Annotated in this window: 15 protein-coding genes and 1 pseudogene; 14 read left to right on the forward strand and 2 right to left on the reverse strand. The window is 71.9% G+C overall.

Translation table 11 applies throughout. The annotated features are described in order from the left end of the window. Positions 1–78: 78 nt before the first annotated feature. From CF165_RS27190 to CF165_RS27205, 4 genes and pseudogenes are all read left to right on the forward strand, one after another. Entirely contained in the window at positions 79–1,212 is a 1,134-nt protein-coding gene (locus CF165_RS27190) for a sensor histidine kinase (RefSeq protein ID WP_093950621.1), read from the forward strand. Further along, positions 1,209–1,889: a response regulator gene (locus CF165_RS27195; RefSeq protein WP_093950409.1), complete on the forward strand. Its 681-nt coding sequence runs from the start codon at positions 1,209–1,211 to the stop codon at positions 1,887–1,889. Before CF165_RS27190 ends, CF165_RS27195 begins: the two co-directional genes overlap by 4 nt. 164 nt (positions 1,890–2,053) lie before the next feature. Next, positions 2,054–2,668: a DUF2306 domain-containing protein gene (locus CF165_RS27200; protein WP_240521814.1), complete on the forward strand. Its 615-nt coding sequence runs from the start codon at positions 2,054–2,056 to the stop codon at positions 2,666–2,668. A gap of 87 nt (positions 2,669–2,755) precedes the next feature. After that, a pseudogene (locus CF165_RS27205) lies at positions 2,756–3,040 on the forward strand (cytochrome P450); the annotation flags it as partial. Between the two features lie 220 nt (positions 3,041–3,260). Here the strand turns inward: CF165_RS27205 and CF165_RS27210 are convergent. Both CF165_RS27210 and CF165_RS27215 read right to left on the reverse strand, forming a co-directional pair. Continuing rightward, positions 3,261–3,917 carry a DUF998 domain-containing protein gene (locus CF165_RS27210; RefSeq protein WP_093950412.1) on the reverse strand — a complete coding sequence of 219 codons (657 nt, stop codon included), beginning with the start codon at positions 3,915–3,917 and terminating at the stop codon, positions 3,261–3,263. A 10-nt stretch (positions 3,918–3,927) separates the two neighbouring features. After that, positions 3,928–6,282, reverse strand: coding sequence for an ATP-binding protein (locus tag CF165_RS27215; protein WP_158226840.1), 2,355 nt, complete (start codon positions 6,280–6,282; stop codon positions 3,928–3,930). Positions 6,283–6,533: 251 nt separating this feature from the next. Between CF165_RS27215 and CF165_RS27220 the strand changes: the two genes are divergently transcribed. From CF165_RS27220 to CF165_RS27265, 10 genes are all read left to right on the forward strand, one after another. Further along, positions 6,534–7,073 carry a MauE/DoxX family redox-associated membrane protein gene (locus CF165_RS27220; RefSeq protein WP_158226841.1) on the forward strand — a complete coding sequence of 180 codons (540 nt, stop codon included), beginning with the start codon at positions 6,534–6,536 and terminating at the stop codon, positions 7,071–7,073. Further along, entirely contained in the window at positions 7,070–7,603 is a 534-nt protein-coding gene (locus tag CF165_RS27225; RefSeq protein WP_093950414.1) for a hypothetical protein, read from the forward strand. Before CF165_RS27220 ends, CF165_RS27225 begins: the two co-directional genes overlap by 4 nt. 533 nt (positions 7,604–8,136) lie before the next feature. Further along, positions 8,137–9,972, forward strand: a complete 1,836-nt coding sequence (locus CF165_RS27230) for an asparagine synthase-related protein (RefSeq protein ID WP_143268682.1) — start codon at positions 8,137–8,139, stop codon at positions 9,970–9,972. Continuing rightward, positions 9,953–10,219, forward strand: a complete 267-nt coding sequence (locus CF165_RS27235; protein ID WP_093950416.1) for a lasso peptide biosynthesis PqqD family chaperone — start codon at positions 9,953–9,955, stop codon at positions 10,217–10,219. Before CF165_RS27230 ends, CF165_RS27235 begins: the two co-directional genes overlap by 20 nt. After that, a complete protein-coding gene (locus CF165_RS27240; RefSeq protein ID WP_093950417.1) occupies positions 10,216–10,635 on the forward strand; it encodes a lasso peptide biosynthesis B2 protein in 420 nt (139 codons plus the stop codon). Before CF165_RS27235 ends, CF165_RS27240 begins: the two co-directional genes overlap by 4 nt. Then, on the forward strand, positions 10,632–11,816 hold the full coding sequence (locus CF165_RS27245) for a cytochrome P450 (RefSeq protein ID WP_093950418.1): 1,185 nt from the start codon (positions 10,632–10,634) through the stop codon (positions 11,814–11,816). The genes CF165_RS27240 and CF165_RS27245 overlap by 4 nt, the downstream gene beginning before the upstream one ends. A gap of 19 nt (positions 11,817–11,835) precedes the next feature. Next, positions 11,836–13,584, forward strand: a complete 1,749-nt coding sequence (locus CF165_RS27250; RefSeq protein WP_093950419.1) for an ABC transporter ATP-binding protein — start codon at positions 11,836–11,838, stop codon at positions 13,582–13,584. Further along, positions 13,581–14,465, forward strand: coding sequence for a YVTN family beta-propeller repeat protein (locus tag CF165_RS27255; RefSeq protein WP_093950420.1), 885 nt, complete (start codon positions 13,581–13,583; stop codon positions 14,463–14,465). The genes CF165_RS27250 and CF165_RS27255 overlap by 4 nt, the downstream gene beginning before the upstream one ends. Before the next feature lie 54 nt (positions 14,466–14,519). Next, positions 14,520–14,942, forward strand: coding sequence for an SUKH-4 family immunity protein (locus tag CF165_RS27260; RefSeq protein ID WP_240521815.1), 423 nt, complete (start codon positions 14,520–14,522; stop codon positions 14,940–14,942). 202 nt (positions 14,943–15,144) lie between these two features. Next, positions 15,145–16,632: a PKD domain-containing protein gene (locus CF165_RS27265; protein ID WP_093950421.1), complete on the forward strand. Its 1,488-nt coding sequence runs from the start codon at positions 15,145–15,147 to the stop codon at positions 16,630–16,632. Positions 16,633–16,634 lie beyond the last annotated feature (2 nt).

Genomic DNA, 16,634 nt, shown 5'->3' on the forward strand with positions numbered 1-16,634 from the left:
GACCTGTTGCCGGCCGGGCGCGCCGCAGTCGTACTTTCGGGCGATCTGGGCCGGCCGGTCGTTTCGTACCATCAGCGGGTGAACGCTGTGCTCCGCTCGCTGTGGGACGAACCCCGGCCGCCCGATCCGCCGTCGCGGGTGTGGCGTGACTGGGCGCTGCTCGGCGTGCTCGGGCTCGCCGTGGCGCTCGAGGGCCTGTTCCGGCCCGACATGCCCTGGCGGGTCCTGTCCGTGATCGTCGTCGCCGCACTCGTGCCGACCTTGCTGTGGCGCCGGACCAGGCCGTTCCCGATGTTCCTGGCCTCGTTCGGCACCACCGCCGTGGTCATGCTGCTGACCGGCGGTGCCGCCCCGTCGGCGTACGCGATGGCTGGGCTGCTGCTCCTGCCGTATTCGTTGGCTCGGTGGGGGTCCGGGCGCGAGATCGTGCTCGGGCTGGGGATCGTGCTGCCCGAGACCGGCCTGTCGGTCGCCCTCGGGCAGAAGAGCGTCGCCGATGCGGTGGGCGGGCTGGTCGTGCTGTTCGCGACCGTCACGCTGGCCGCGGCGTTGCGGTACCGGGCCCGGGCGCGGCTGCGGGAGCTGGACCAGGCCAAGCTGCTCGAGCGGGAACGGCTGGCCCGGGACCTGCACGACACGGTCGCCCACCACGTCTCGGCGATGGCGATCCGGGCGCAGGCCGGCCTCGCGATGATGCCGTCGCAGCCGGAAGCCGCGGCCGAAGCGCTGCACCTGATCGAAGCCGAGGCGGCGCGCGCCCTCGACGAGATGCGCACCATGGTCCGCGTGCTGCGCCGCGACGAGCCGGCCGACCTCGCCCCGAACCCGCGGATCGACGACCTGGAGAAGCTCGCGAGTCGGACCCGCCCGTCCGTCGACGTGACGGTCTCCGGTGACCTCGGCGACCTCCCGCCGCAGATCGGGAGCGCGATCTACCGCCTCGCCCAGGAATCGGTCACGAACGCCCGGCGCCACGCCCGGCACGTGACCCGGATCGAGGTCCGGGTCACCGCCGACGACACGTCGGTGCGGCTGCGGGTGAGCGATGACGGGGAGCCCGGCCTCGTGCGCCCGGCGGCGTCACCCGGCTACGGGGTCGCCGGGATGATCGAGCGGGCCGGCCTGCTCGGCGGGACCTGCGAAGCGGGCCCGAACCCGGGCCGGGGCTGGACCGTGACCGCCGTTCTGCCCCGTCGCGGGGCGGCGGCATGAGCATCCGCGTGCTCGTCGCCGACGACCAGGAGATCGTCCGCACCGGCCTGACGATGATTCTCAACGCCCAGCCGGAGATCGAGGTCGTCGGCGAGGCCGCCGACGGGGAGGCGGCCGTCGAGCTGGCGCGGCGCCTGCGCCCCGACGTGTGCCTCTTCGACATCCGCATGCCCGGCACCGACGGCATCGAGGCCACCCGCCGCCTGGCCGGCCCCGGTGTCGAGGACCCCCTCGCCGTCGTCGTCATCACCACGTTCGATCTCGACGAGTACGTCTACGCGGCGTTGCGGGCGGGCGCACGTGGGTTCCTGCTCAAGAACGCGGGCGCGCAGCTGCTCGCCCAGGCCGTCCACGCCGCCGCGACCGGCGACGCCCTGATCGCGCCCAGCGTCACCGCGCGGCTGCTCGACGCCTTCGCGGGGACCGGATCCGGCGCGCCGATCCAGCCCGTCGAACCCCTCACCGACCGCGAAGAACAGGTCCTGCTCAGCGTGGCGCGCGGGCGGACCAACCGCGAGATCACCGAGGAGCTCTACATCACGCTGAGCACGGTCAAGACCCACATCGCGAGCCTGATGGCGAAGCTCGGCGCCCGCAACCGCGTCGAGATCGCCATCTGGGCCTACGAAACCCGCCGCGTCCGCAATGCGGCGCCCGCGCCGCGCCGAAAGTACTAGAGCCGGGCCGTACTTCGGACTGGTTGAGGTGCGGCCCTAATGCCGATGAGCCGCGACCCGCCGGCCGTCATGCTGGTCGAAGACGTCCGCGCATGACCTCCGAGAGGGGTTTTCCCTTGCTATCCAAGAAAAGACCGGAGTGGCTCGTCCCGGCGGGACTGCTTTTGCTCAGTGCGGTCCCGGTGGCCGCCGGGACCGCGCGCGTGGCCGAGCTGGCGGGCGGCGCGCGTGTCACCGCGGACAACGCGCGGTTCTTCGCCATGCCGCTGCCCGTCGTGCTGCACATCTTCGGCGCGAGCATCTTCTGTGTCCTGGGAGCGTTCCAGTTCGTGCCGGCGCTGCGCCGGCGCCGGCCTCGCTGGCACCGGGTCGCCGGGCGGCTGCTGGTGCCCTGCGGGCTCGTCGCGGCCCTGTCCGGCCTGTGGATGACGCTGTTCTCCGAACTTCCGCCGGGCGACGGCGACCTCCTCACCGTGTTCCGGTTGTTCTTCGGCACGGCGATGGCCGTGTCGATCGTCCTGGCCACGTTCGCGATCCGCCGGCGCGACGTTCGCCGCCACCGGGTCTGGATGACCCGCGGGTACGCGATCGGGCTGGGCGCGGGCACGCAGGTGCTGACGCACGTCCCGTGGGCTCTGCTGGTGGGTGTGCCCGGCGAGTTCACCCGGGCGATGCTGATGGCGGCGGGCTGGGTGATCAACCTCGTCGTGGCCGAGTGGGCCCTGCGGCGGCGGGCGCCGGTCCGCGGGGCCGCCGAGCCGGCGGTGTCGCTCGGCTGAGGTCCCCTGCTGCCCCACCCGGACAGCTCGCTCTGCTGCGGTCCTGTCCCGACCTGATGCCCGGCGCCGTCGAGGGCGGTCCGGGCAGGAGAGCCGGTGTTGTTGGCCAAGCACGCCGCCAACCGCGACCGGCGCAGGTACCCCGACCCCGACCGGCTCGACATCACCCGTGACGCCCAGGTTCAGCTCGGCTTCGGGCACGGCGCCCACCACTGCCTCGGCTCCCCACTGGCCCGAATGGACATCCAGACCGCACTCACCGCGCTGCTGACCCGCTTCCCCGAGCTCCAGCTGGCGGTTCCCGAGGCCGAACTGATCTGGAAGAGCGGCATGGCGGTACGCGGGCCCGTCGCACTCCCCATTGCCTGGTGACCACTCGACACCGCCGTGGTCACGCTTTGCCCGCCACCTCAGCGGCCGGCTCACCGGCGCGGCCAAGCCGGTGGCCGGCGTGACCGTCGGCATCGCCTACTGCACCGACGGCTTCTGCGGCGAATTCGACGCGCAGCCGGTGACCGACGCCAACGGGCGTTACCGCGCCACGGTGACTCCATCCGCTCGGGCCACTCCGAACCCGGGCGCGCAAGCGTCGTCAGTCGGCACATCGGCGAGTTCTCGACGGTCCGGCCGGGGCGAGGCTGTCCGCCGGATGACACGACCACCGCAGCAGCACGACCAGCGTGCAGAGCTCCACGAGAACGGCGATGCGCTCGGTGGCGCCGACCAGCTGCGGGCTGACACCGAAGAACGTCACGAGGAACACCGTGACCGCGACGAAGCCCACCACACCGAGGATTCGGACGAGCGCCGCCGGCCGCCAGAACTCGGGATGCCGCCGGTAGTGCCGGCCGGCGATGAGGGCCACCGTCGGCAGCGAGAGGAAGGCGATCACCGAAGCGAGGTTGTGCACCGTTCCCACCGGACTCGGACGGCCCGCGTCGATCGGACATGCGGCGGCGGTCGCGAGGCCGGCGGTCCAGAGCGCGAGCAGCGGCCGGGTGCAGGGCCCGCGGAGCGACCGGCCGCGCACGGTTCGGATGAGCGCCACCGCCGAACCGAATACCAGGAGCAGCAGGGCGCCGAGGAAGGACCACTTCCTCGGCTGGTGGATGTACTCGCTCAGCGTGTGGGCGTTGGCGAAGACCGGATCGGCCACGTACAGCACGGACATCGCCCCGGCCGCGGCCAGAATGGCGGCCAGGCCCCACCAGTACGACCGATGTGGCGGCGGGCCGATGCGGAAAGCCATGGCCCGGACGCTACAAGGCGTGCAGGCCGCGGATATCCGGGGGATTCCCGGATATCCGCCTGATGCCGGACCACGCCGAGCGACTCGTCACGCAGGCCCCGAGGCCCTCGACGGCCAGGCTCTCGCTCCTGCGGTCGCCGCTCTGGCGGCTGACAGCCAGGGCCTGCTCGAAGCACTGCCGGGCGCGTTCCCGCTCGCCGCCGGCCAGGTGCACCGCTCCCAAGCCGGCGCCGGAGAACGCCTCGCCCCACCGGTCTCCGGTCTGACGGCTGATCGACAGCGCCCGCTCGAAGTAGCGACGGGCCGGATCCGTGAGGCCGTCGTCGAGGCGGAGGAAGCCGAGTGCCGTGCTCGCGAGGGTCTCGCCCCAGCGGTCGTGGCATTCGGCGCTGAGCGACAGCGCCTCCGCCAGCAGCGGCAGCGCGTCCGTCCGCTCGGCCATCTGCCGCATCGAGTCCCCCTGGCCGGCGAGCCCGCGGCCGATCCCGGTCAGATCGCCCAGCTGCCGGTAGAGCAGCACGGAACGGCTGAACCGCTCCACGGCGCGTGGGTGATCGCCCGTCCGGTTGTGGATGAAACCCAGATGGGACAACGTCTTCGCCTCACCGCACGGGTCGTCGAGCTCACGGTCGATCGCCAGTGCCCGTTCGTGCTGCGCGATGGCCGTCTCGGTATCGCCGCTCAGCCACGTCGCGATACCGAGGTTTTTCAAGGTTTCCGCCTCGGCCATGCGGTCGCCGGTGTGTCGCGCGGCCACGAGCGCGAGCGAGTGGGTGTGCAGCCAGTCCTCGATGTGGCCGCGCAGGAGGAAGAAGTGCCACAGCGCCCGCGCGAGTTGCCAGCAGTGCCGGTGGTGTCCGGTCCGCTGCGCCAGTTCGACCGTGGCCACGAGAGTCGTCCGCTCGAGATCCAGCCAGTCGAGCGCCTCCTGCCGATCGCCGAGAGTCGGGGCGTACCTGGGCTCACGGGCCGGCGCCAGTCGTTCCGGGCGTCTGCTGGGCTCCAGCAGCGTCGCGGCGCGGTCGGCCGCGCGGAGCAGGTGGTCGAGCAGCCGCCGGATGGCGGCCTCCCGCTCCGGCTCTCGGGTAGCGGCCAGGGAGCGAGCATGGGCCCGGACGAGATCGTGGTACCGGTAGCGGTCGGCGCCGATCTGGTGCAGCATGTGCGCGTCGACGAGCTCCTCCAACAGATGATCCGCCTGTTCCAGCCGCACGTCGGCCAGTTCCGCGGCGCCCGCTGCGTCGATTTCGGCGCCGGGGTGGAGGCCGACCAGCCGGAACATGCGTTGCTGCCGCGAGGTCAACTTGCCGTAGGACAGGCCGAATGCCGCCTGGACACTGCGCCCGCCCGACTGCAGTTCCGACAGCCGCCGGTGCTCGGTGCGCAGGCCGCGGTTCAGCCGGTCGATGGTCCAGGCCGGGTGGTGCCGCAGTCGTGCGGCCGCGATCCGGATCGCCAGCGGAAGGTGGCCGCACAGCCGGACGGTCTCCGCCACCGCGAGGTGGTCGCGGAGGCCCGCGGCCGGACCGATGACCCGGTCGAACAGGTCGACGGCGTCGCCGGTCTCCAGCACGTCGAGGGTGAGCGTGCCGACGGCGTCCAGATCGGTCAGCCGGCTCCGGCTCGTGATCAGGGTGAGGCAGCTGGGCTCGCCGGGGAGCAGCGGCGTCACCTGCGCGGTGTCCGCGGCGTTGTCGAGCACGACCAGTGCGCGCCGTCCGGCCAAAGTGGACCGCCAGAGCGACACCCGCTGTTCCAACGGCGCGGGGATCGACTCGTCCGGCACCTCGGCTGCCCGCAGCAGCGCCGCCAACGCGTCCGCGATGCTCATCGGCGGCATGCCGGCCGTGTGGCCGCGCAAGTCGAGGAACAGCCGCCCGTCCGGGTAACGGTCGGCCAGCCGGTGCGCGGCGTGGACGACGAGCGCGGTCTTGCCCACGCCCGCCATTCCGTCGATGGCCTTCACGTTCGCCGGGCCGTCCGACTCGAGGCCGTCGAACAGCCAGCACAGTTCCCCCTGCCGGGCGACGAAGTCGCTCACGTCCCGCGGAAGGTCGTTGCGCCAAGGGTTGACCGGGACGTGTTCCCTGCCGCCGTCAGTGGCCGCCGGGGTTTGCCGTACCGCGTCGGCCAGGTGCCAGGCGCGGACCAGTGTCCTCATCTCGGCCTCGCTCGCGCCGCACACCCGGGCCAGCCGCGTCACGATCCGTACGTCCGGCGGCAGCTTCCGGCCGGTGCAGTACCGGTGGAGCGTCGACTGACTGAGGTCGAGCCGCCCGGCCAGCGCGTGGTAACTGCGTCCCGACCGCGCTTTCAGCGCTTCGAGCAGTGTGGCGAAATCACGGCCTGAATCATGCTCCGACATCCATCCCCCCACGGAATGTTTCCGTCCCGATGTCCAGAATGCCACGACCTGCTCCCGTGGGGGTGTTTCCGGCCGGTTCGCCGCCGCTGTCCCGCGTTCCACCGCCGTGGGACGCCGCGCCGATCCAGCGAGGTCAGCGCGGCCCTCCGTATTCGGCCGTCCCACGCCCATGGCGGCATCGCCGCAGTTCACGGCAGCCTTCGGCGGGGCCGGAGAACGGCCGGCACGGCAGGGAAAGGACTCGGAACGATATGGAAAGTCTCGAACCGCTGCCCGGTGTGGGCGTGCTGGCGGCGCGCATCGTCCTGGCGACGTTGTTCGCGCTCGGCGGACTGAGCAAGCTGTCCGGGCCGCACGGCATCGCCGTCGCCGCCGTCCGCTACCGGGTGCTCAAGAAGCCCCATCGAGCGTTCGGCTATGCGCTGGGCGTGGCGGAGCTGGCCACCACGGTCCTGCTGTTGCTGCCGGCGCCGTTCGCCACGGCCGGATGCGTCGTGGCGGGACTGCTGTCGGTGAGCTTCGTCCTCGTCTCCGTCCCGGCGCTGCGGCGGGGTGACCGCTTCGCCTGCGGCTGCCTGTTCGGGCAGTCGCAGCTCTCGTGGGCGACACCGTTCCGGGCCGTGGGGATGGTGACGGCTGCGACCATCGGCCTGCTCGCCACACCCGTCGCGCCGGGCGTCGAGCCGGTCATGGGTGCGGTCGGGCTCGCCACGATCGTGCTCGGACTTCCGTTCGCGACCAACATCTTCCAGCGCATGCAGGCATTCAGCCGGAAGGAGGGCCACGCGTGAACACCTTGCTGCTCTGCGGGATCGGGGTGTGGCTGTTGCTGCTGACCTTCCTCGTGTCCCGGCTGCTCGTCATGCTTGTCGACTTCCGGAAGTTGATCCCGGTCGAGCACGACGGCAAGCCGCTTCGCCGGATCAACGGCCCGCTCCCGGCGGAGGCCGCGGCGGTGTTCGGCCGGATCGGCGCCGGTCCCGAGCTGAGCGCGGCCGCGTTCGCCGAGGGAGACGCGTCCTCGCTGCGGCAGGCCCGGCTGATCGAGCCGGCCGACGTCACGCCCGGCCGGACGGTGTTCCTGGTGACTGGCGGTGACGACGGCGACCCCGTTCACCAGGCGCTCGCCGGCACCGGCGCCCGGGTGCTCCGCGATCCCGAGGCCGACGCGATCCTGCGCGCCCTGGACGTGGACGCCCCGCTGGCCTTCGAGATTTCCGGTGGCGAGGTGGTCGCGCAGTTCCACCTCGGCCGGGATGGCAGCTTCGGCCGGTTCTCCACTCTGATCCGGCAGCATCGCGGCCGCATCGGAGCGCGCTGATCGTCCCTGTCCGCCAACGGAATCGAGGAAAGGAGGTGAGCAAGCCATGCGGAGCTACGAGCGTCCGACGATCACGCTGATCGGTGGATTCCACGTGCACACGAACTCGAACTGCGGCCGTACCTGGGAATGGGTCTTCTGTGGGGAATCGAGGTGCTGACCACAGCGGAGGTTGATCACAGATGCGTGTCTACGAACGTCCGACGGCGACCCTGATCGGGGGATTCCACGCCACCACCAACGGCCCCTGCGGCAACCAGTGGGAGTGGATCGCCTGCGGCACGGAGTGCTGACCACAACAGGAAGGAGAACATCCGATGCGAACCTACGAACGTCCGATGGCCACCCTCGTCGGGGGGTTCCACGGCCTGACCCACGGTGGTCAGGGCTGCAACTGGGAGTGGATCGGCTGCGGCTGGTGCTGATCCCTCCGGCCGGTGCTCACCGGCCGAGCTGAACGTCCGAATCCGGTGGGCGGCCGGGTCACCCGGCCCGGCTGCCCACCGCTTCCACCGTCGGAAAGGAATCCCACGTTGTTTTCGCCACCGGCTGCCTGGTTCGTGGTTCTTCCGGACATCGAGGACAGCATCGCCGTTGCCCGCCTGGTGCGGGAAACACTGGGGCCGGCCACCGAGGTCGCTCACCCGTCGGGGCGGCCGTGGCTGGTCGGCACCTGGTTGCCCGGCCTGCTGGTGTCAGGTCGCCGCCGGGACGCGGTGGTCGCGGTCTGTGGCGAGCACGCGGCCACCGAGGCGAGCTTGGCCGAACACGCAGGAAGGATGCGCGCGATCGGCGATGCCGACGCCATCCGGGTCGCCGGCAGCGCGTTCGTTCTGGCATCCGTCCGCGGTGCGGTGCACACACGCGGCACGGCGTCCGGCGTGCGCCGGATGTACCGCGCCACCGTGAACGGCGTTTCCGTGGTCAGCGACCGCGCGATCGTGCTCGCCGCGCTCACCCGATCGAGCCTGATCCCGGCCCGGATCGCCACCCGGCTGCTGTTTCCCGTGGCGCCATGGCCGCTGGGCTGGTCGGCTCCCTGGGACGGGGTGGCCGCGGTCCGACCCGCGTACTGCGTCGAACTGGATCCTCACGGCCGTGCCACGGAGCGGCGCTGGTGGCGGCTGCCGGCGGCCGAGCGCCCCCGTGCCGAGAGCGTGGCCGCGCTGCGCTCGGCCCTCGTGGAGGCCGTGGCGGTGCGGGCCCCGGCCGGCAGCAGGGTGGTGTCGCACCTGAGCGGCCTCGACTCGTCGTCGCTGTGCTCCCTCGCGGTGCGCAACGGCGCCGACGTCATGGCGATCACCTCGGCGCAGCCGGACCCGATGGACGACGACGTGCTGTGGGCCGGCCGCACGGTCGCGGCGCTGACCGAGGACGGGCACAGCCTGCGGCACGAGGTCATCACCGCGGACGAGTGCCCGTTGGTCTACCACGGCATTCTGACCGCGCCGGAGCCGTTCGACGATCCGTTCCTCGCCCTGCACAACCGGAGCCGGATGCGGCACATCATCGACCGGGGCGAGGCCCACTCACCGGCCGTGCACCTCACCGGGCTCGGCGGCGACGAGATGTGCACGGCCATGCCGAGCCTGCTGCGTTCCGTGGTGAGAAGGTCGCCCGCCCGCGGCGCTCGGCTGCTGCGCGCGGCGGCAACCCGGAATCGCTGGCCGTTGCGGCAGGTCGTCCGCGAGCTGCGATCGGGGTCGACCTACGGCTCGTGGTTGCGCGAGATCGCCGACGGGCTCGACCGCAACGGGGCCGGGATCCACGCTCCGCTGGTCGGCTGGGACATGCACCCGACGCTGCCGACGTGGGCCACCCGCGAGGCGCTGGACATGGCCGTCGACGAAATCCGCCGGGCAGCCGACGCGGAGCCGGCGCTCGCGGCGGAGGGCGGCGTGCACCACAACCTCACGCAGGTCCACATGGGCAGCCAGGCGACGAGGGGCTTCCAGCAGCTCGCCGCCGAGCAGGGCGTCATCCTGGCCGCGCCGTTCTTCGACGACCGGGTGATGGAGGCGGCCTTGTCGGCGCGGGCCGTCGACCGGTACGACCCGGCCCGGTACAAGCCACTGCTGGTCGACGCCATGCGGGGTGTCGTGCCGGAGGTGACGCTGCGCCGCACCACGAAAGCGGAAACGGCGGCGAGCGCGGTGCTGGGGAGCAGGGAACACCGGGATCAGATCGTCGGGCTGGCGGAGGACAGCGTGCTCGGCCGGCTGGGGCTGATCGATCCCGTGCGGTTCCTGGCGGCCTGCCAGGGGCCCATCGACGTCGTGGTCGAGCACCGCCGGGTCGAGCCGACGCTGTGCTGCGAGGCCTGGCTACGCACCAGCAAGGAGGTCATCGATGTACCACTTGGCGCCTGACATCTCAATGGCGGAGACGGAGTACGGCATCGCCCTGCTGAACCAGGCCAGTGGCCAGTACTGGAACCTGAATCCCACCGGCGCGATCGTGCTGCGGGCGGCGCTGGAGTCCGAGGACCTGGGCCCGGCGGCGGACCGGCTGGCGAGCGAATTCACGGTGAGCCGGGAGGACGCCGAGCGGGACATCCACGACATGATCGTCCGGCTGCTGGACGGACGCATCCTGGTCGCGGGGGAGCCGGCATGAGCTACGACCCGACGATGGCGATGACGCCGGCGGCCTTCCGCCGCCGCGATCGGCTCGCCGCCCGCGCCGCGGTGGCCGCGGCGATGATCCTGGCCCGGCGGTCGCCGAAACGGATCGCCGCCGTGCTGGCGAAGCTCAGCGAGGGGGCCCGGCCCGCGACGTACACGGAGGCGAGCCACGCGCGAGCGGTGGTCACCAACACGAGCCTGACCTGTGCCGCGCCGAAGGGCTGCCTGCCGCGGTCGATCGCCACGGCACTGCTGTGCCGGACCCACGGCAGCTGGCCCACCTGGTGCGTCGGGGTTCGGGTGCTGCCGCCCTTCGGCGCGCACGCGTGGGTGGTCGCCGAGGGCCGCGAGGTCGACGAGCCGAGCCCGCCCGGGTATCACCGGCCGCTGCTGCAGGTCCCGGCATGAGCGCCCCGGAGCTGCCGATGCCGCGGGCTTGTCCCTTCCAGCCACCCGACGGCTATGCGGCCCTGCGGGCCGAGGGGCCGCTGGCCCGGGCTCGGCTGCGTGACGGCAGCCCGGTGTGGGCGGTCACCGGGTACGAGCAGGTGCGGGCGCTGCTGGCGCATCCCGCGGTCTCCTCCGACGTCCTGAACCCCCACCATCCCGAGCTCTCGCTGCCGCCGGGTGCTTCTCGGCCGGATCCCGAGCAGCGGCGGCCGGTACTGACGTTCGTGGAGATGGACGATCCGGAGCACGCGCGCCTGCGGCGCATGGTCATCCCGTACTTCAGCGTGCGCCGGACGCGGGCGCTCCGCCCGCACATCCAGTCCACTGTGGACAATCTGCTCGATGCCGTGATCGCGAACGGCCCGGAAACCGATCTCATGGCCGGGCTGGCGGTTCCGCTGCCGGCACTGGCGCTGTGCGAGGTGTTCGGCGTCCCGGCCGCCGACCGCGCCTTCTTCGCGGCGAACATGACGTGGCCGATGCAGGACATCGACCAGGTCGGCGCCAGTTTCAAGGTGCTGCGGAACCGGATCGAGCAGCTGCTGCGGGACAAGCGGGACGCCCCGGCCGACGACCTGCTCAGCGGTCTCGCCCGGCAGGTGGCGGCCGGCGCGCTGACCGAGCGGCAGGCGCTGGGCACGGTATTCATGCTGATCATCGCCGGGCACGAGACCACCGCGAACACCCTCGCCCTGGCCGTCCTCACACTGCTCAGCCATCCGGACGAGGTGGCCCGGCTGCACACGGATCCGACGGCGGCCGTCGACGAGCTGCTGCGGTACGTGACGGTCGCGGATCCCGTCTGCCGGGTGGCGACCGCGGACGTCGAGATCGGGGGCCGCAGCGTCAAGGCCGGCGACGGGATCGTCGTGCTGCTCGCCGCCGCGAACCGGGACCGGGAGGCGATGGCCGACGCCGACCGCCTCGACCTTCGTCGCCGGCCGAACCGTCACCTCGCCTTCGGCCACGGCGTGCACCAGTGCCTCGGCCACCTGCTGGCCCGTACCGAGATCGAGGTCGCGCTCACGAGCCTGTTCACGCGGCTGCCCACACTGCGGCTCGCCGGGCCTGCCGACGGGCTCCCGGTCAAGCCGGCGCTGTCGCTGCAGGGCGTGACCCGATTGCCGATCACATGGTGATCCAGGGGAAGGAGCCGAATTGACCGGGAACAAAGCGCCGTGGCGGCATCTGCTGGCCCACCTCCGGCCGCACTGGCGGACGGTGCTGGCGGGCGGTGTGCTGGGCCTGCTGGGCGGGGCGAGTGGACTCGTGCTGCCGCTCGCGGCGAAGGTGGTGGTCGACTCGCTGCTCGGGAAGCGAGCGTTGCTCGGCCCGGTGCTTCTGCTGGCCGGCGCGGCCATCGTGGGTGCCGTGCTCACGGCCGGGAGCCGCTATCTGCTCGAACGCACCGGCGAGAACGTCGTCCGCCGCATCCGGGACCAGCTCAGCGGGTGGATCCTGAGCCTGAAGGTGGGTGCGATGGACCGCCTCCAGCCCGGCGACCTGATGTCCCGGCTGACCTCCGACGTCACCCTGCTGCGGTCGGTCACGGCGAACGCGGTCGTCAACGCCGTCACCGGGCTGGTTATGGGTGTGGGCGCGATCGCGCTGCTGGCCTCGACCGACCTCGTGCTGGTCGGCGTGACCGCCGGCGTGCTCCTGTTGTCCTGTCTGGTGTTCGCGGCGACCATGCCCCGGATCGCCGCCGCCAACCAGCGGATGCAGGTGGCGATCGGCCGGCTGGCCGCGGTCACGGAGCGGGCGCTGGGCGCCTTCCGGACCGTCAAGGCCAACGGCACCGAACGCCGTGAGCTGACCCGGGCCGTCGACGCCTCGGCCGAGGCGTGGCGGCACGGCCTGCGGGTGGCCGGGTTGCAGGCGGTCGTCGGCGTCGCCGGCACGCTGTCCACGCAGGTCACGTTCATCGCGGTGCTCGGCATCGGCGCCGCCCGTGTCGGCGCCGGGGCACTGACCCTGTCCTCGCTCATCGCGTTCCTGCTGTGCCTGACGTACCTCTCGGGGCCGATCGGCCAGGTCGTGTCGTCGGTGGCGCAGTGGCAGGCCGGGCTGGCCGCGGTCCGGCGCCTGACCGAGGTCGAGGCGATGCCCCGCGAACCCGCCGGCCGCGATGACGTGGCGCCGGGTGCCGACCACCGGCCGGTCGCGGTTGCCTTCACCGGCGTGACCTTCGGCTACCTGCCCGAGACGCCGGTCCTGCACGACGTGACGGTCCAGGTGCCCGCCGGTGGCATGACCGCGATCGTGGGGCCGTCGGGATCGGGCAAGAGCACGTTCTTCGCCTTGCTGCAACGCTTCTACGAAGCACAGCGCGGCCACGTCTCGGTGGAGGGGCGGGATGTCCGGCAATGGCCGCTGGACGAGCTGCGGGCCGCCATCGGCTACGTGGAACAGGACGCTCCGGTGCTGGCCGGCACGCTGCGGGACAACCTTCGCTACGGCGCGCCTGCGGCCACCGACGAGCAGATCCGCGCCGTACTGCGCCGGGCCCGGCTGACCACGCTGCTCGATCAGCTGCCCGACGGCCTCGACACCGTCGTCGGGCACCGCGGCACCACGCTTTCCGGTGGGCAGCGGCAGCGGGTGGCGATCGCCCGGGCGCTGCTCCGCCGGCCACGGCTGCTGCTGCTCGACGAGATCACCTCGCAGCTCGACGCCACGAACGAGGCGGCGCTCCGGGAAGCGATCGAGGACATCGCGGCCGGCACCACCGTGATCGTGGTCGCGCACCGGCTGTCGACGGTTGTCAACTCCGACCGGATCGTCGTCCTGGACGCCGGCCGGATCCGGGCCGTCGGCACTCATCGCGGATTGGTCGAATCCGACGAGCTGTACCGGGAACTGGCCGCGGGCCAGCTGATCACCGCCGGGAAAGGAGCACGGTCGTGAACCGCGTTTACGTGGCCGGGATGGACACCGGCGCCGTGTCGGTCATCGGCGCCGGACCCGCTGTCCTGGCCGAAATCGAGGTGGGCACGAGACCGTTCGCCTTGGCGGTGGGGCCGGACGGCGCCCGCGCCTACGTCACGAACTTCGACGACAACACGGTGTCGGTCATCGACACGGCGAACGACGCCGTCGTGGGGGAGATCCCCGTCGGCGGCAGGCCCGGCGGAATCGCCATCGCTCCCGGCGGCGAGCGGGCCTACGTCAGCAACTACGTGGGCGACGACGTCTCCGTGGTCGACCTGCGTGCCGGACGAGTCGTCCGCGCGGTCCGGGTCGGATCGAATCCCGCCTCGGCAGCCGTGTCTCCGGACGGCTCCCTGGTCTACGTGACCAACTACGAAAGCCACGACGTCTCCGTGATCGACGCGCGGGTGAACGAGGTCGTGGCCAGGCTCGATGTCGGCCGGCAGCCGAACGGCGTGGCCTTCGGCCACCGCGGCGACCGGGTGTACGTGACGAACACCGGCGACGACGACAGCGCGGTGACGATCATCGATCCGGCCGTCCACGCCGTCGTCGCGACGATTCCGGTCGAACGGGGACCGTACGGGCTTTCCGTCGCACCGAAGGAGGATCTGCTCTACGTCACGCAGTACTACTCCGACAGCGTCGTCGCCCTCGACCCTGTCGAGAGGCGGGTCGTGCTGAGGACGCCGGTCGGGCACTGCCCGGAAAGCATCGCGGTGTCGCCGGACGCCGGCCGGGTGTACGTCAGCAACCGGCACAGTCACGAGGTGTCCGTCATCGACGCGGTGAGCGGCGCTGTCGTCGCGACCGTCGCGGTACGCAATCCCGGCGGTATCGCTGTCGTTTCCCGTTGATCAGACGCGAGACCGGCCGACGCCCGGAGGAGCCGCGGATGGCATGCTCTGCGGGTGCTTACGGATCAGCAGATCGACGACGCGATGCGGGCCGTCGCCCGCACGAAGGTGCCGTTCGAGGGCACGTGGACCAACGCGCCCTATCCGGAGCGTTCCCACGACGGCCGGACCTTGGCGGTGCTGGTCGACGACCCGGAGGTCGAAGCGCTGGTGGTCGACCGGGCGACCGGCGAGGTGCTCGTCCTGGACGGATCGGTCGGCCTGGTCAACCGGTCGTTGAGCCAGTTCGCCGAGTCCGCGGCGGCGTACGTGGCCGCGCGCAAACGGGCGAAGTCCATCGACGAGGACGACGACGAAGCCCTCGAAGCCAACGGCGAAGAGGCATTGAAGGCCATCCGCGCGGTCGACGCGGACGCCGTCGCGGACGAGAACCAGTTCTGGGCCGTCGCCACCGAGGAACTCGGCTACGGCATGTGAGGCCCCAGCGAACTGCTGCGTCTCAAAGGCGGACCGCGGGGTGCCGGTGGTCCGCTCCCGCGGTCTACTCGCCGTAGCACGGTTGCGACATCCGGGGTAATTCCCGCCGGATCGGTCACATCCGGCCGCGGGCCGTCGATGTGCCCGGCGGGGATTCCCACCGCGTGCGTGGGGACGGAACACACCTCTGGGGGGACTACTCGTGCTGCTGTTTTCGCGATCGCGCGGCAGGATCGCCTTGGCCGCCGCGCTCACCGCGGCCTTCGCGCTGCTCGTACCGGGTGTCGCGCACGCCGCGCCACCGTCCAATGACGACTTCGACCAGGCGGCGGCCGTCACCGCCCTGCCGTTCGCCGCGCAGCTGGACACCGGGGAGGCCACCAAGGCCACCGACGACCCGTCCTGGTGCCAGTCCTACGACGTCCAGGGCAGCGTCTGGTTCCGCTACACCGCCACCGCGGACGGGTACCTGCGCGCCACCACCCAGGGCAGCGACCGCTCGATGATCCTGGCGGTCCACTCGGGCACCCGCGGCGATCTCAAGGGCATCGCCTGTGACACCGGGACGGCCGCGACCACGACGTTCCGGGCGACCGCCGGCACGACGTACTCCTTCATGGTCTCCGGCTACGACGCCCCGGGCGGCGCGCTCTCGTTCGCGCTGGACTCCGTCGCGCCCGCGGCCAACGACGACTTCGCCGCCGCGCAGCCCGTGCCCGCGCTGCCGTTCTCGGTGCAGCCGGACTTCTCGGTGGCCTCCTTCGAGGCCGACGAGCCCGGGTCGACCTGCCAGTCCGAAGGCAACACCGTCCCCTCGGTCTGGTACGCCTACACGAACTCCGGGCAGACGAGGTCGCTCACCGCGCGCACCGTCGGGAACGGCTCGGCCGTCTCGGTGTACACCGGGGCGAGCCTGCCGGAGCTGAAGCAGGTCGCCTGCAAGTCGGACTCCTACGGGCAGCCGACCGCGTTCCGGGCCGCCGCCGGCACGACCTACTACGTCCGCGTCACCGGGCCCGCCGACGCCCGCGAGCCCATCACGCTGACCCTCGACGACGCGCCGGCGCTGGACCCGTCGGTCTACCAGTCGCCGTCGTACCCGTCGGTCTACGACAACGTTTCGTTCTCCGCCGAGTCCTGGAACGACATCGACAAGCCGATGACCGTGGCCTGGGACTTCGGGGACGGCGCCACGGCCCCGGCCACCACCCAGTCCGTCTCCCACCGCTACGCCAAGGACGGCACGTACACCGCCACCATGCACGCGACGTCGCCGGACGGCCGGACGGCCACCAAGCCGGTCCAGGTCGTGGTGACCACGCACGACGTCGGGATCGCCAAGTTCTCCGTGCCCGCCTCGGCGCGGGAGGGCGACAGCAAGCCGATCTCGGTCGACGTGTCCAACACGCGGTACACCGAAACGGCGACCGTCGTGCTGTCCAAGCACGACGGCACGTTCTGGCGGGAGGTCGGCCGGCTCACCATCGAGGTGCCCGCGCGGCCGACCCGCACGGTGCGGTTCCCGTTTTCCTACACCTTCAGCCCCGACGACGCGGCCATGGGCAAGGTCGCCTTCCGCGCCGAGGTGCGGCTGGACTACCCGGTGAACGATGCCCGGCCGGTGGACAACGAAGTGATCGCCATCGCCACGACCGTGAATCCGCGCGCCACGCGCATCGTTGCCGTCTGAGC

Origin of the sequence: Amycolatopsis vastitatis, from assembly GCF_002234595.1 — a bacterium.
GTDB lineage: Bacteria > Actinomycetota > Actinomycetes > Mycobacteriales > Pseudonocardiaceae > Amycolatopsis > Amycolatopsis vastitatis.

Bases quoted from the DNA above. Each gene is read 5' to 3' on its own strand.
- CF165_RS27235 (WP_093950416.1), top strand. From the start codon at position 9,953: ATGTACCACTTGGCGCCTGACATCTCAATGGCGGAGACGGAGTACGGC.
- CF165_RS27210 (WP_093950412.1), bottom strand. From the start codon at position 3,917: ATGGCTTTCCGCATCGGCCCGCCGCCACATCGGTCGTACTGGTGGGGC.
- CF165_RS27195 (WP_093950409.1), top strand. From the start codon at position 1,209: ATGAGCATCCGCGTGCTCGTCGCCGACGACCAGGAGATCGTCCGCACC.
- CF165_RS27215 (WP_158226840.1), bottom strand. From the start codon at position 6,282: ATGTCGGAGCATGATTCAGGCCGTGATTTCGCCACACTGCTCGAAGCG.
- CF165_RS27245 (WP_093950418.1), top strand. From the start codon at position 10,632: ATGAGCGCCCCGGAGCTGCCGATGCCGCGGGCTTGTCCCTTCCAGCCA.
- CF165_RS27220 (WP_158226841.1), top strand. From the start codon at position 6,534: ATGGAAAGTCTCGAACCGCTGCCCGGTGTGGGCGTGCTGGCGGCGCGC.
- CF165_RS27240 (WP_093950417.1), top strand. From the start codon at position 10,216: ATGAGCTACGACCCGACGATGGCGATGACGCCGGCGGCCTTCCGCCGC.